At 72.8% G+C, this 13,574-nt stretch carries 10 protein-coding genes; 6 read left to right on the forward strand and 4 right to left on the reverse strand.

What is annotated here, in order from left to right:
* Window positions 1–137: 137 nt before the first annotated feature.
* Window positions 138–3,167 carry an SARP-family global regulator AfsR gene (afsR, locus tag HDA41_RS17170; RefSeq protein WP_184984907.1) on the reverse strand — a complete coding sequence of 1,010 codons (3,030 nt, stop codon included), beginning with the start codon at window positions 3,165–3,167 and terminating at the stop codon, window positions 138–140.
* Window positions 3,168–3,418: 251 nt separating this feature from the next.
* Between afsR and HDA41_RS17175 the strand changes: the two genes are divergently transcribed.
* On the forward strand, window positions 3,419–4,345 hold the full coding sequence (locus HDA41_RS17175) for an SMP-30/gluconolactonase/LRE family protein (RefSeq protein WP_184984909.1): 927 nt from the start codon (window positions 3,419–3,421) through the stop codon (window positions 4,343–4,345).
* On the opposite strand, the gene HDA41_RS17180 is transcribed toward HDA41_RS17175, so the two are convergent.
* The gene (locus tag HDA41_RS17180) at window positions 4,335–5,960 is read right to left on the reverse strand and encodes a FadD3 family acyl-CoA ligase (protein ID WP_184984911.1); all 1,626 of its coding nucleotides are present in this window, start codon (window positions 5,958–5,960) and stop codon (window positions 4,335–4,337) included. The two genes, HDA41_RS17175 and HDA41_RS17180, sit on opposite strands and share 11 nt — an antisense overlap.
* 96 nt (window positions 5,961–6,056) lie before the next feature.
* Between HDA41_RS17180 and HDA41_RS17185 the strand changes: the two genes are divergently transcribed.
* The 4 genes from HDA41_RS17185 (at window position 6,057) to HDA41_RS17200 (ending at window position 9,435) form a co-directional block, all read left to right on the forward strand.
* Entirely contained in the window at window positions 6,057–7,217 is a 1,161-nt protein-coding gene (locus HDA41_RS17185) for a lipid-transfer protein (protein ID WP_184984913.1), read from the forward strand.
* Between the two features lies 1 nt (window position 7,218).
* Window positions 7,219–7,632, forward strand: a complete 414-nt coding sequence (locus HDA41_RS17190; RefSeq protein ID WP_184984915.1) for a Zn-ribbon domain-containing OB-fold protein — start codon at window positions 7,219–7,221, stop codon at window positions 7,630–7,632.
* On the forward strand, window positions 7,629–8,402 hold the full coding sequence (locus HDA41_RS17195; RefSeq protein ID WP_184984917.1) for an enoyl-CoA hydratase/isomerase family protein: 774 nt from the start codon (window positions 7,629–7,631) through the stop codon (window positions 8,400–8,402). The genes HDA41_RS17190 and HDA41_RS17195 overlap by 4 nt, the downstream gene beginning before the upstream one ends.
* Window positions 8,403–8,484: 82 nt before the next feature.
* On the forward strand, window positions 8,485–9,435 hold the full coding sequence (locus HDA41_RS17200; protein ID WP_184993477.1) for an alpha/beta fold hydrolase: 951 nt from the start codon (window positions 8,485–8,487) through the stop codon (window positions 9,433–9,435).
* 37 nt (window positions 9,436–9,472) lie between these two features.
* On the opposite strand, the gene afsK is transcribed toward HDA41_RS17200, so the two are convergent.
* Window positions 9,473–11,851 carry a protein serine/threonine kinase AfsK gene (gene afsK / locus HDA41_RS17205; RefSeq protein WP_184984919.1) on the reverse strand — a complete coding sequence of 793 codons (2,379 nt, stop codon included), beginning with the start codon at window positions 11,849–11,851 and terminating at the stop codon, window positions 9,473–9,475.
* 201 nt (window positions 11,852–12,052) lie between these two features.
* Complete coding sequence (gene kbpA / locus HDA41_RS17210; protein ID WP_184984921.1) at window positions 12,053–12,775, reverse strand: AfsK-binding protein KbpA; 723 nt, start codon at window positions 12,773–12,775, stop codon at window positions 12,053–12,055.
* Between the two features lie 134 nt (window positions 12,776–12,909).
* Here kbpA and HDA41_RS17215 point away from each other — a divergent pair, with 134 nt between their 5' ends.
* On the forward strand, window positions 12,910–13,545 hold the full coding sequence (locus HDA41_RS17215; protein WP_184993479.1) for a TetR family transcriptional regulator: 636 nt from the start codon (window positions 12,910–12,912) through the stop codon (window positions 13,543–13,545).
* Window positions 13,546–13,574: the final 29 nt, after the last annotated feature.

A 13,574-nucleotide genomic window follows, 5' to 3' on the forward strand; every position in this document is an offset into this window, starting at 1 on the left:
CGGGCCCGCCTGGGCCGCTCACCTAGGCGGTGCGAGGCCCTGCGCAGTGACCCGTCTGCCCCCCGACGCGACGGATCGACTGCTTCAAGCATGGCGGGGAGCGATAAACGAATGATGAACGCGTGTGCCACGCGGCCTCAGGCCGCTCGTGCCGGCGACAGCAGCGCCCGCACCTCGGCGGCCTCGGGTGAGCCCAACTCCTCGTAGATCGCCGCCGCTTCCTGCCAGCAGACCTGGGCCCGGCCGGTCTGTCCTATGCCGCTGAGCGCGCGGCCGAGGACGGTCAGGACGTTGCCCCGCCGCCAATCCCCGCCGATGCCGCGCAGCACGGTGAGTGCCATCTCGGCGTTGGCGGCGGCCTGCGCCGAGCGCCGGGCGGCGAGATCCACCTCGGCCAGTCGGAACAGGCTCATGCCCTCCCAGAGGCGCTGCCTGCTGTCGCGGAACACCTCCAGTGCCTCCTGGAGCCGGTCGGCCGCTTCGCCCAGTTCACCGCTCTGGGTGAGGGCGAGGCCGAGGGCGTAGCGGGCGTTCGCCCCGCGCATGGAGTTGCCCATGGCGTCGTAGATGTCGATGCCCTCCTGGGCCAGCTCGACGGCGCTCTGGGTGCGCCCGGTCGCGAGGTGGATCCGGGAGAGGTTGCAGAGCGCGGAGGCCTCGCCGGGGCGGTTGCCCAGGGCCCGGAAGTGCTCGATGGCCCGGGAGAGGTGTTCCTCGCCGTCCTCGTGCCGGTTCTGGTAGAGCGCGATGATGCCGCGCGCGTTGCGGGCCCAGCAGACGGGAAGCAGGTCGTCGGCCTCCTGAGCGAGGACGATGACCCGTTCCGCCTCCTGGTCCGCCCGCTCGAAGCGGCCGCCGACGTGGTGGACGTTGACGAGCGTCGTGAGCGCCCGGGCCTCCGACCGTGCGAGGCCGAACTGCCGTGCCGCTTCCAGGAGTGCCTGGGCCGTCGCCTCGTACTCCCTGGAGTTGGCTCCCGACTCGGAGAGGTCGTGCGCGGCCCACAGCAGGTCGATCGCCCGGGGGAGGGTGTCCGGATGCCCCGCGGACTGCCGCACGCACGCGAGGAGGCAGATGGCCTCCGCGTACAGCCAGTCCTGTGCCGTGTGCCGGTTCTCGAACCGCAGCCCCGGATACGAGGTCGGCTCCAGATGGTCCACCAGCCCGTCACCAGGGCGCTCGATCGCGTACACCCCGGCCGCCGACGCCAGATAGAAGTCCAGCAACCGCGACAGGGCCGCCGCCCGCTCGCTCGGCGGCTGCTCGTCCCTTTCCGCACAAGCACGCGCGTAGAGCCGGACGAGGTCGTGGAAGCGGTAGCGGCCGGGGGCCGCCGATTCGAGGAGGGAGGTGTCGACGAGGGACTCCAGGAGGTCCTCCGTGTCCTCGACCGGCAGGTCCAGGATCGCCGCCGCGGCCGGGAGGGAGATGTCCGGGCCGTCGGCCAGGCCCAGCAGGCGGAAGGCGCGGGCCTGGGCGGGCTCCAGCTGGCCGTAGCCCAGCTCGAAGGTGGCCTTCACCGCCAGGTCGCCGGCCTGGAGTTCGTCCAGGCGGCGGCGCTCGTCGGCGAGCTTCGCCGCGAGGACCGACACCGTCCAGGTACGGCGGGCCGCCAGGCGGGAGGCCGCGATGCGGATCGCGAGCGGCAGGAAGCCGCAGGCCGCGACCACGTCCAGGGCGGCCTTCCGCTCGGACGCCACCCTTTCCTCGCCCACGATCTTCGTGAACAGCGCCAGCGCCTCGTCCGGCGCCATCACGTCCAGGTCGATCAGGTGGGCGCCCGCCAGGTCCACCATCCGCACCCGTGAGGTGACCAGCGCGGCGCAGCCGTCCGTGCCGGGCAGCAGGGGGCGTACCTGGGCGGCGTCGCGGGCGTTGTCCAGCAGGACCAGGACGCGGCGGCCGGCCAGGACCGAGCGGTACAGCGCCGCGCGTTCCTCCAGGGAGTCGGGGATCGCCGTGTCGGCCGTGCCGAGGGCGCGCAGGAACGAGCCCAGGACCGTCTCCGGCTCCGCCGCCCGGGCGCCCGCGCCCTGGAGGTCGACGTACAGCTGCCCGTCCGGGAACGCCCCGCGCGCCTGGTGGGCCACGTGCACCGCGAGGGTCGTCTTGCCCACGCCGCCGATGCCGGCCAGGGCCGAGACCGCCATGACCCGGTTCTCGGCCGAGGCCAGGATGTCGCCGAGCTCGCGGACGAAGCCGGAGCGGCCGGTGAAGTCCGGCACCGTCGCCGGCAGCTGTGCCGGGCGGACCGGGACCGAGGCGGGCTCGGGGGCCGGGGAGGAGGGCTCGGCAAGACCCGGGTCGGCCTGGAGGATGCGCTGTTGCAGTTCGCTGAGGCCGGGGCGCGGGTCCACACCCAGTTCGTCGGCGAGCAGCCGACGAGTGTCGGCGTACACCGCGAGGGCCTCGGCCTGGCGGCCGCTGCGGTACAGCGCCAGCATCAGCAGTTCGCGCAGCCGCTCGCGGAGCGGGTGGGCCGCGGTGAGGGCGGTGAGCTCCGAGACCGCCTCCGCGTGGCAGCCCTGCTCCAGATCCATGTCCAGGCGGGATTCGACGAGCTGGAGCCGCCACTCCTCCAGGCGGACGCGCTGTGTCTCCGCGTACGGGCCGGGCAGGCCGGCCAGGGTCTCCCCGTCCCACAGGGCGAGGGCCCGCCGCAGCACCTCACGGGCGTGGCAGAGGTCGCCGGCCGACCTGGCCTTCTCCGCCTCGGTCGCCAGGTCCTGGGCGACGGCGAGGTCCAGTGCGCCGTCACCGAGGCCCCGTATCGCGTATCCGCCGGATTCGCTGACCAGCACACCGGGGTCCAGCACCTTGCGCAGACGGGAGGCGTACGTCCGCACCGCCGCCAGGGCCTGCGAGGGCGGTTCCTCGCCCCACAGGGCGTCGATCAGCTCCGCGGCCGTGGCCGTACGGCCCTCGCGCAGCAGCAGGGCGGCGAGCAGGGCCCGCTGCTGGGGGGAACCGGTGGTGAGCGGCTCGTCGCCGCGCCAGGCGCGCACCGGTCCGAGCACGCCGAAGCGCAGCACAGCCCGCGCCGCCGATCCCCCCGGCTTCCCCGACTCCGCCGAACTCCCCGCCTCCGCCGACTTCGGCGGCTCCGCCGAGGAGTCGGAACGCCGCTGCTCCGGTACGCGCGGTACACCGTCCGGTACACCGTCCATGCAGTCCCCCTAGGCCTCCTGAGCAACCACGCCAGTTTGCCTTGTGCACGGCGGATACGTCAGCTGTGGGGGACACCGATCACAGGGCGACGCACGGGAGTCCACAAGGTCCGCACACTCTCTCCGCTTCCGAGGACCATGACTCTCTTCTGCGGTGTCCGGATGGACGAGTGTTGCCGGGACATGTGCTGGCGTGCCGCGTCATAGTGGTCCCGCAGATCAGCACCCGCCCCGACCCCGAAGGCGACCCCATGCCCGGTGAGCAACCGCAGACGTACGAGACCCTCGACGAGCGCTTCCGCACCGGCCGGTGCCAGGCGGGGGACTCGCGGCTGGAGACGTTGTTCGAGGGGTGCCGGTGGGCCGAGGGGCCGGTGTACGTGCCGGCCGGGCGGTATCTGCTGTGGAGTGACATCCCGAACGACCGGCTGCTGCGGTGGGACGAGACCACCGGGGCCGTCGGGGTGTTCCGCTCACCCGCCGGGTACCCCAACGGCAACACCCTGGACGGCCAGGGACGGCTCATCACCTGCGAGCAGGGCAACCGGCGAGTGACCCGGACCGAGCACGACGGTTCGGTCACGGTGATCGCCGAACGGTTCCGGGGGAAGCGGCTCAACAGCCCGAACGACGCCGTCGTGAGGTCCGACGGATCGGTGTGGTTCTCCGATCCCGAGTTCGGGATCGCGACCGACTACGAGGGGCACCGCGCGGAGAGCGAGATCGGGGCCCGGAACGTGTACCGCGTGGACCCCGGCAGCGGCGAGGTACGGCTGGCCGCCGAGGGCTTCCAGGGTCCCAACGGGCTGGTGTTCTCCCCCGACGAGCGCAAGCTGTACGTGTCGGACAGCGTGGCCAACCACATCCGGGTCTTCGACGTCCGGCCGGACGGCACCCTGACCGGCGGTGACGTCTTCGCCGAGTGCCGGAACGGCAACTTCGACAACATCCGGTTCGACGACGAGGGGCGCCTGTGGGCCGCCGCCCTGCACGGCGGCGTGCACTGCTACGACCCCGACGGCACCCTCCTCGGGCGCATTCTGGTGCCCGGCACCGTCGCCAACATCCGGTTCGGGGGCGCCCGGCGCAACCGGCTGTTCATCGCCGCCGACAGCACGCTGTACTCCCTCGTCATGTCCGTCACCGGGACTTCGCCGCTGCCGCCGGTCAGCGGCTGAGGAGGCCGTCCCGCAGCGCCCCCTTCACGACCTTCCCGCTCGCGTTGCGGGGCAGCTCCGCCACGAACTCCACCGACCTCGGGACCTTGTAGTTCGCCATCTCCCTGCGGGACCAGGCGATCAGGTCGTCGGCGGTCAGAGTTGCGCCCGGCCGCCGTACGACGTACGCCCTGCCGACCTCCCCCAGCCGGGCGTCGGGGACGCCGATCACCGCCACGTCCGCCACGTCCGGGTGCAGGCCCAGGAGTTGCTCTATCTCGGCGGGGTAGGCGTTGAAGCCGCCGACGATGAACATGTCCTTGAGGCGGTCGGTGATGCGCAGGTTGCCCGCGGCGTCCAGGACGCCGATGTCGCCGGTGCGCAGCCAGCCGTCCTCCGAGAGCACCTCGGCGGTGGCCGCCTCGTCCTCGTGGTAGCCGGTCATGACGTTGAAGCCGCGGACCAGGACCTCGCCCGGCGTGCCGGGTTCCAGGGGCTCGCCCCGGGAGCCCACCACCCGTACCTCCGTGCCGGCGATCGCGCGGCCCGACGTGGACGCGATCACCGCCGGGTCGTCGCCGCGCCGGCACATCGTGACGATGCCGCCGGCTTCGGAGAGGCCGTAGGCGGTCAGGACCGTGTCGATGCCGAGTTCCCCGCGCAGCCGCTCGACGAGTCTCAGCGGCACCACCGCCGCTCCCGTCACCACGAGGCGCAGTGCCGACAGGTCGTGCGCGTCCCGCGCCGGGTGGTCCAGGAGGGACTGGAGGAGGGTCGGCGGGCCGGGAAGCACGGAGACGCGTTCCGCCGCGAGGTTGGCCAGGACCGTGTTCACGTTGAACACCGGCTGGGGGATCATCGTCGCGCCCCGGGTCAGGCAGGCGATCACGCCGGCCTTGTAGCCGAAGGTGTGGAAGAACGGGTTGACGATGAGGTAGCGGTCGCCCCGGGTCAGGCCCGCCAGGTCGCTCCAGATGTCGTACGCCCGCAGCGTCTGCGCGTGGGTGATGACCGCGCCCCTGGGTCGGCCCGTCGTGCCCGAGGTGAAGACGATGTCCGAGGGCCCGGAGCCGTCGACCGCGTCCGCCCTCGCCCGCACCTGTGCCGTCCCGACCGCCTCTCCGCTCGCCAGGAAGTCCTTCCAGGTGAGGAAGCCGGCCGGGGCGTCCCCCGAGAGGACCACCACGTGCTCCAGGTCCGGAAGTCCGGGCAGCGGGCCGGCGGCTTTGCGGACACCCCCCGGGCCCTGCCCCGCCGCTCTGCGCAGCCACGCCACGTACGACGTGCCGAGGAACGTGCCCGTCACGAACAGCAGCCGCGCCCCGCTGCGGCGCAGGACGTCGGCCGCCTCCGCGCCCTTGAAGCGGGTGTTCAACGGCACGAGCACCGCCCCCGCCGAGACCGCGCCCAGGGCGCTGACGATCCAGTCGAGCGTGTTGGGCGCCCAGACGCCGACCCGGTCGCCCGGCCGGATGCCGTGCGCCAGGCAGGCCGCCGCCGCGCGCTCCACGCGGGCGCCCAGCTCCGCGTAGGTGATCCGGGTGCGGCCCTCGACGACCGCCTCGGCGTCCGCGTACCGCTCGGCGGCCGTCCGCACCAGGCGCGGGATGCTTCCCGACTCCGTATCCGCTCGCACAGCGCGCCTCCCGAAGGCATAGGAGCTGACTGCCCGTCAGATTATCGGTAACCTGACGACCTGTCAGCGACCGTTCGGCCCCGGAGGTGCGGCAGCATGGCAGCAGGATCGGGCGGCCTCAAGGACGCCACCGCCATCGTCGGCATAGGCCAGACGCCCTTCGCCAAGCGGCTCCCCGAGGACGAGCGCACCCTCGCCTGCCGTGCCGTCCTGGCAGCCCTCGACGATGCCGGGATCGCACCCGGCGAGGTCGACGCCCTCGCCTCCTACACGATGGAGGAGACGGACGAGGTGGAGCTGGCGAAGGCCTGCGGCTTCGGAGACCTCACCTTCTTCAGCAAAGTCGGCTACGGAGGCGGCGGTTCGTGTGCCACCGTCGCCCATCTCGCCGCCGCCGTCGCCACCGGGCAGGCGAACGTCGGGGTCGCCTGGCGGTCGCGCAAGCGGGGCAGCGGCCCCCGGCCGTGGACCAGCACCGCCGTCCAGCTGCCGACCCCGGCCCAGTGGACCCGGCCGTTCGGGCTGCTCAGGCCGGTCGACGAGATCGCGATGCTCGCCCGCCGCTACCTGCACGAGTACGGGGCAACCCGGGACCACCTGTTCAACGTCGCCCTGGCCTGCCGCAACCGCGCCAACCAGAACCCGGCCGCGATCATGTACGACCGGCCCCTGACCCGCGAGATGTACATGACGTCCCGCTGGATCAGCGAGCCGCTCTGCCTCTTCGACAACTGCCTGGAGACGGACGGGGCGCTGGCCTGTGTCGTCGTCTCCGCCGAGCGCGCCCGCGACTGCCGCCGGAAACCCGTCTACGTCCATTCCGCCGCCCAGTCGCTCCCCGCCCAGCACCACGGCATGGTCAACTACTGGAACGACGACCCCCTCACCGGCCCGGCCTGGACCGCCGCCCGGCATCTGTGGAAGCACTCGGACCTGACGCCGCAGGACGTGGACGTCGCCCAGATCTACGACGCCTTCACGCCCCTGGTCCTGCTGTCCCTGGAGGGCTACGGCTTCTGCGGGCGGGGCGAGGGCGGGGCGTTCACCGAGGGCGGGGCGCTGGAGATCGGCGGGCTGCTGCCCGTGAACACCGGCGGGGGCGGGCTGTCCGAGGCCTACGTCCACGGCTTCAACCTCGTCAACGAAGGGGTGAAGCAGTTGCGCGGGACCAGTACCGCGCAGGTGCCGGGCGCCTCGGCCTGTCTGGTCACGGCGGGCGAAGGCGTGCCCACCTCCGCCCTTCTCCTGAGGAGTTGAGATGCTGCGTCCCGTCACCGACACCGACGGCGCCCCCTTCTGGGAGTACGCCGCCCGGGGCGAGCTCCGTGTCCAGGCCTGCGCCGGCTGCGGTGAGTTCCGCTTCCCGCCCCGGCCCTGCTGCCCGCACTGCCAGTCCTTCGAGGCCGAGTGGCGCCGGGTGTCCGGCCGGGGTCGCGTCTGGTCGTACGTCGTTCCGCATCCGCCGCTGCTGCCCGGCTATGCCGAGCTGGCGCCGTACCACGTGGTCGTCGTCGAGCTCGACGAGGCACCGCGCATCCGGCTCGTCGGCAACCTCGTCTCCGGGCCCGGTGAGCCGATCAACTCCCTTGCCGCGGACCGCCTCCGGATCGGCGCCCGGGTGCGGGCCGTCTTCGACGACGGGCTTCCCCGGTGGGTTCCGGAGCGGTCATGAGCCGTGTCCTGGTCAGTGCCGACGAGGACAGCGGGGTCGCCGTCGTCACCCTGAACCGGCCCGACCGGCTCAACGCCGTCGACCTGGAGATGGCCGGTGAACTCGCCCAGGTCTGGCGGGACTTGCGGTTTGACGACTCCGTGCGGGCCGTCGTCCTCACCGGGGCCGGCGAGCGTGCCTTCTGTACGGGCATCGACCGGGACGCCGTCGTGCCGCAGCCGAGCTCGCCGTACGCGCAGGACGATCCGCTGCTCGGCATCGGGCCGAAGGCCAACGACCTGTGGAAGCCGGTCGTCGCCGCCGTGCGCGGGATGGCCTGCGGGGGTGCCTTCTACCTGCTCGGGGAGGCGGAGTTCGTGGTCGCCGACACCACCGCCGCCTTCTTCGACCCGCACACCGCCTACGGCATGGTCAGCGCCTACGAGTCCGTCCTGATGGCGCAGCGCATGCCGTACGGGGAGGTGGCGCGGATGGCGTTGATGGGGACGGCGGAGCGGATCTCGGCGCGGCGGGCGTACGAGATCGGGCTGGTGTCGGAACTCGTGGCGGAGGGCGAGGCGTTGGGGGCGGCACGGGCGTGCGCCGCCGTCATCGCCGGGTATCCGACGGAGGCCGTGCAGGGGACCGTGCGGGCGCTGTGGACCGCGACCGAGGCCGGCCGGACCCAGGGGTTCGCGCAGGCACCGCACCTCATCGCGCTCGGGAATCTGACCGGGGAGCGGCAGGCCCGGCTGTTCGCGGGGCGGCGGCGGGAGTACCGGTTGCGTTGACGCCGGTTGCACGGACGTACCGGTTGCGGCAGAAAATCGTTTACCCGTACACGCGTATGCTCGACGGGTGGTTGAGCATCGGATGATCGACGTGAACGGCATACGGCTGCACATCGCGGAGCAGGGCGAGGGCCCGCTCGTGGTGCTGCTGCACGGGTTCCCGGAGTCCTGGCACTCCTGGCGGCACCAGTTCGGGCCGCTGGCCGAGGCCGGTTTCCGGGTGGTCGCGCCCGACCAGCGGGGATACGGGCGCAGCGATCACCCCGAGGACGTGGACGCGTACAGCATCCTCCACCTGGTGGGCGACGTGGTCGGGCTGGTCCACGCGCTGGGTGAGGAGCGGGCGTTCGTCGTCGGGCACGACTGGGGAGCGCCGGTGGCCTGGCACACGGCGCTGCTGCGGCCGGACGTGGTGCGCGGGGTGGCGGGGCTGAGCGTGCCGCCGCCGTTCCGTGGCGCACAGCCGCCGCTCACCACCATGCGGGAGCGGTTCGGCGGGCGCTTCTACTGGAACTACTTCGAGCAGCCCGGGGTCGCCGAGGCCGAGTTCACCGCCGACACCCGCGCCACCCTGCGCAAGCTGCTGTACTCCGCCTCGGGTGACGCCCCGGGCGCCGGACGCCCCGAGCAGGCCCTGGCCGACCCGGAGCGCGGCTGGCTGGCGGACGCGCCCGACCCCGAGGTGCTGCCCGGGTGGCTGACCGAGGAGGACCTCGACGCCCTCACCGACAGCTACGCGCGGGGCTTCACCGGCGCGCTCAACTGGTACCGCAACCTGGACCGCAACTGGGAGCTGACCGCCCCCTGGCAGGGAGCGGTCGTGTCCCCGCCCGCGCTGTACGTGTACGGCGACCGGGACCTGGTCCCGGCCTTCCCGGGCACGCCCGAACTGATCGAGAAGCTGCCCGACGTGATGCCGAACCTGCGCCGGAAGCCGCTCGTGCTGCCGGGCTGCGGCCACTGGACGCAGCAGGAGCGGCCCGCCGAGGTGAACGAGGCACTGCTCGACTTCCTGACGGAGCTGCGGGACTGATGCCCTGGTGCGGACACCCCCTGGGGAGTCCGCCCCCCTAGCTCGTGCGCGCCGTGCCCGTGCCCTTCTCGGCGTCCAGGGCGTACACGCAGCGGTCCTTGCTGCACGCGTACACCACTCCGTCCTGGACGACCGGGGAGCCGGTGATCTCGCCGCCGGTGGCGAGCTTCCAGCGGAGCCGGCCGTCGTCGGCCTTCAGGGTGTAGAGCAGGTGGTCGGTGGAGCCGAAGTGGATACGGCCCTCGGCCACCGAGGGGGCGCCCACGATGTCGCCGCCCGCCTGGAAACGCCACTTGGGTGTGCCGGTGACCGCGTCGAGGGTGTAGAGGCCCTTGCCGCTGCCCACGTGGACGTGGCCGGCGGCGACCAGGACGGGATCGACGGACGCCCGGGACTCGGTGGCGATGCGCCAGCGGTCACGGCCGTCGGTGGCGTCGAGGGCGTAGACCGTGCCGAGATAGTCGGCGAGGTAGACGCCCCCGCCGGTGACGGCCGGGCCGGGGACGAAGGTGGGCGGGGAGAGGAACACGGCCGGGGCCTCGAAGTGCCACTTCACGTGCCCGGCGGCGACGTCGAGGGCGAGGACGCGGGTGCCGGCGCAGACGTAGACGTAGCCGTCGGTCGCCGGGGCGATCCGGACCGGGACGCCGCCGCAGGAGGCCGCGTCGCCGATGGGGTACGACCAGCGCTCGTCGCCGGTGCGGGCGTCCAGGGCGCGCAGCCGGGCGTCCTGCCACACGTAGACCGTGCCGTCGTGCAGGGCGGGTCCGGCCTCGGGCGACTCGAAGTCGCTCTGGCAGCCGGTGACCTCCCAGAGCTTCTGGCCGTTCGAGGCCTCCCAGCCCTGGACGCCGCCGCCCCGGGTGCCGGTGACGACGGTGCCGCGGCCGGCCTTGAGCGAGTAGACCCAGGCGTCCGTCTGCAGGCGCCACAGGTCTGCGCCCTCGCGGGCGTCGAGGGCGAACAGCGTGGGCCCGTCGGAGGCGTGGATACGGCCGTCCGCGACCGCCATGGACCAGGCGACGTCCCGGGTCTTGAAGCGGCGGCGGCCGGTGGCCACGTCCAGCGCGTGTACCTCGAAGGAGGTGACGTAGACGAGGTCGCCGTCGACGGACGGGGTGCCCCAGACGTCGTTCGACATGCGGAACCGCCAGGGCCGCCAGCCGCTCGCCTGTTCGGGCGGCGCGGCCGGGGCCGGGGGCGCGGCGACGGCAGGGCCCACGGCGGGGTCCGCGCCGTTGACGCCGGGGCGGGGCTTGGCCCAGGAGGCGGCGAGGGCGGCCTCCGGTGGAGGTGCCTTGACGGCGGCGGCACGGACGTCGGCGACGCGCGGGCCCGGGCCGATGGGCACCGGGGCGCCGGCCAGCCGCACCGGGCCGGTGTCGGGGCCACCGACGGGCGCGGGCGCGGGCGCCGGGACGACGGGGTCGTGCGAGGGCGGGGGCGGGATGGGGGCGGGCCCCGGGGCGGGGCGTCCGCCGCCGCTGCGGCCGGCGCCGGGGGCGGGTTTGCCGGCCGGGCGGCCGTTGCGGCGGGACTCGATCAGGCTGACCGCCCGCTCGGGCAGCCACGCCGAAGCCGTGCCGCTGTCGTCGGAGCCGGAGCCGAAGAGGTGGGGGGCCAGCTGGGCCTGGAGGTCGGCCGGGTTGGGTCGGGCCGTCGGGTCCATCTGCATACAGGACTCGATGAGCGGACGCAGCTCGTCCGGGAGGCCCTCCAGATCCGGGCCCTCGCGCAGCAGCATGAAGACGGTCTCGACCGGGTTGGCGCCGTGGAAGGGCGGGTGTCCGGTGGCGGCGAAGACCAGCATGGAGCCGAGGGAGAAGACGTCGCTCGCGCCCGTGACGCTGCGGGAGTCCTTGGCCTGCTCGGGGGACATGTAGGCGGGCGTGCCGACGGCGACGTTCGTCATCGTCAAACGTGTGTTCGAGACGCCTGAGGCGATACCGAAGTCGATCACCCGGGGGCCGTCCTCGACGACCAGGACGTTCGACGGCTTGAGGTCCCGGTGCACCAGCCCGGCACCGTGGATGGACTGGAGCGCCTCGGCCACGCCCGCCGCCAGCCAGCGCACGGCCTGGGCCGGGAGCGGCCCGCAGTCGTTCACTATCTCCTCGAGGGAGGGCGCGGGGACGTACGCGGTGGCCAGCCACGGCACGGCGGCGCGCGGGTCGGCGTCCACGACGGCGGCCGTGTAGAAGCCGGAGACGGCGCGGGCCGCCTCCACCTCACGCGTGAAGCGGACCCGGAACAGCTGATCCTCGGCCAGCTCCGTCCGGACGGTCTTGATCGCCACGCGCCGGCCGGACGCCGAGCGCGCGAGATAGACCAGCCCCATGCCGCCGGCACCCAGCCGTCCCAGCACCTCGAACGGCCCGATCCGCCGCGGATCGTGCTGCGTCAGCTGATCCACCACTTGCCTGCCACCTCCCCGTACGAGCCGCGCCAAGCCACATGTTCCACGCGACCCCGTGCAGCGTCTCACCACCGCACCGCCCTGGCGGCACGCACCCCGATTCTTCCTGGCCGGAGCCGTGGTTGCGAACCCGGTGACAATTGGGGTGTCTCGGTACACAGGCGATCAAACAATGACCAAACACTGCCTGATCAGCCCTGCTCAGCGGTGCAGCAGCGCGAAGGACGCCCCCTGATTGTCCGTGACGACGGCGACCGTGCCGTACGAGGTCCTGAAGGGCGGGGCCTGGATCCGGCCGCCGAGGCGGGTGACGTCCTGCAGAGCGGCCGGTACGTCCTCGACGGCGAAGTGGACGAGGAAGTGGGGCGGCATCTCGGCCGGGAACACGTCGGAGACGGGGGCGCGGCCGAAGTCGGGCTCGGCGTCGGGGCCGAACAGGGCCTCCTGGAAGAGGTCACCGTAGAAGGCGTTGGCCGCCTCGGTGTCCCGCGCGTACAGCTCGGCCCAGGCGAAGGTGCCCGGCTCGCGCCGCCTGCCGAAGCCGGGGTGCCCGACCGGCTGCCACAGGGCGAAGACGGCCCCCTCCGGGTCGGTGACGAGGGCGGTGACGCCCAGCTCCCCGGCCGGCACCGGCGCCGAGACGATCTGCCCGCCGGCCGCCCGGATGCGCCGGGCCAGAGCCGCCGCGTCCGGGGTCGCGAAGTACACCGTCCAGACGGTGGGCAGCCGGCCGTCCATCTTGCGGACCAGCGCGGCCACGGGTTCACCGTCCTTCAGCGCCTGCGCGAAGGGGCCGAGCCAGTCCTCGAAGGTCCACCCGAAAAGTTCACCGTAGAACCGCTTGCCCGCCTCGACGTCGGGAAGCTGCGCGTCCACCCAGCAGGGGACGCCCTCTGCGTACACCGATGCCCTGTTTTCGGCCATGCCGACAACGTAACCGCGACTGCCGCACCCCGCAGACCAGGCACACCAGCCTCCGCGCTCCCTCGCACCCCATTTGCAGTCGGCCGAATCGCGCCCCGATCACGCCTCGGTAAGCTGACGGCATGACAGGACAAGTGCGTACCGTCGACGGCCGCGTGGCCGGCAGGCGTGGGCAGGCGACCCGGCAGAAATTGCTCGACTGCCTCAGCGAGATGCTCAGCTCCTCCCCGTACCGGGACGTCAAAGTCATCGATGTCGCCCGGAAGGCGGGCACTTCGCCCGCGACCTTCTACCAGTACTTCCCGGACGTCGAGGGCGCCGTCCTGGAGATCGCCGAGCAAATGGCGACCGAGGGAGCCGCGTTGAGCGAGCTCCTCCAGGGCCGTTCCTGGGCCGGCAAGGCCGGCTGGCAGACGGCGCAGGAACTCGTCGACGGGTTCCTGGAGTTCTGGCGCAAGAACGACGCGATCCTCCGGGTCGTCGATCTCGGCGCCGCCGAGGGCGACAAGCGGTTCTACAAGCTCCGCATGAAGATCCTCAACTCGGTGAACAACTCCCTCGCGGACTCGGTCGCCGAGCTCCAGGCCAAGGGCAGGGTCGACAAGGACGTGAACCCGGCGGCCATCGCCGGTTCGCTGGTCGCGATGCTCGCGGCCGTCGCCTCCCACCAGAAGGGCTTCTCCTCCTGGGGCGTGAAGCAGGCCGAACTGAAGCCGAACCTCGCACTGTTGGTGCACCTGGGCGTCACGGGCAGGAAGCCGACGAAGTAACCCGGCCCGGCGCCTCCGGCCCCTTTTCC

This window comes from Streptomyces caelestis, assembly GCF_014205255.1.
Taxonomy (GTDB): domain Bacteria; phylum Actinomycetota; class Actinomycetes; order Streptomycetales; family Streptomycetaceae; genus Streptomyces; species Streptomyces caelestis.

What these genes read in the sequence shown, in the direction of transcription:
- HDA41_RS17190 (WP_184984915.1), top strand. Translation starts at nt 7,219, where the DNA reads ATGCTGCGTCCCGTCACCGACACCGACGGCGCCCCCTTCTGGGAGTAC.
- kbpA (WP_184984921.1), bottom strand. Translation starts at nt 12,775, where the DNA reads ATGGCCGAAAACAGGGCATCGGTGTACGCAGAGGGCGTCCCCTGCTGG.
- HDA41_RS17195 (WP_184984917.1), top strand. Translation starts at nt 7,629, where the DNA reads ATGAGCCGTGTCCTGGTCAGTGCCGACGAGGACAGCGGGGTCGCCGTC.
- afsR (WP_184984907.1), bottom strand. Translation starts at nt 3,167, where the DNA reads ATGGACGGTGTACCGGACGGTGTACCGCGCGTACCGGAGCAGCGGCGT.
- HDA41_RS17200 (WP_184993477.1), top strand. Translation starts at nt 8,485, where the DNA reads ATGATCGACGTGAACGGCATACGGCTGCACATCGCGGAGCAGGGCGAG.
- HDA41_RS17175 (WP_184984909.1), top strand. Translation starts at nt 3,419, where the DNA reads ATGCCCGGTGAGCAACCGCAGACGTACGAGACCCTCGACGAGCGCTTC.
- HDA41_RS17185 (WP_184984913.1), top strand. Translation starts at nt 6,057, where the DNA reads ATGGCAGCAGGATCGGGCGGCCTCAAGGACGCCACCGCCATCGTCGGC.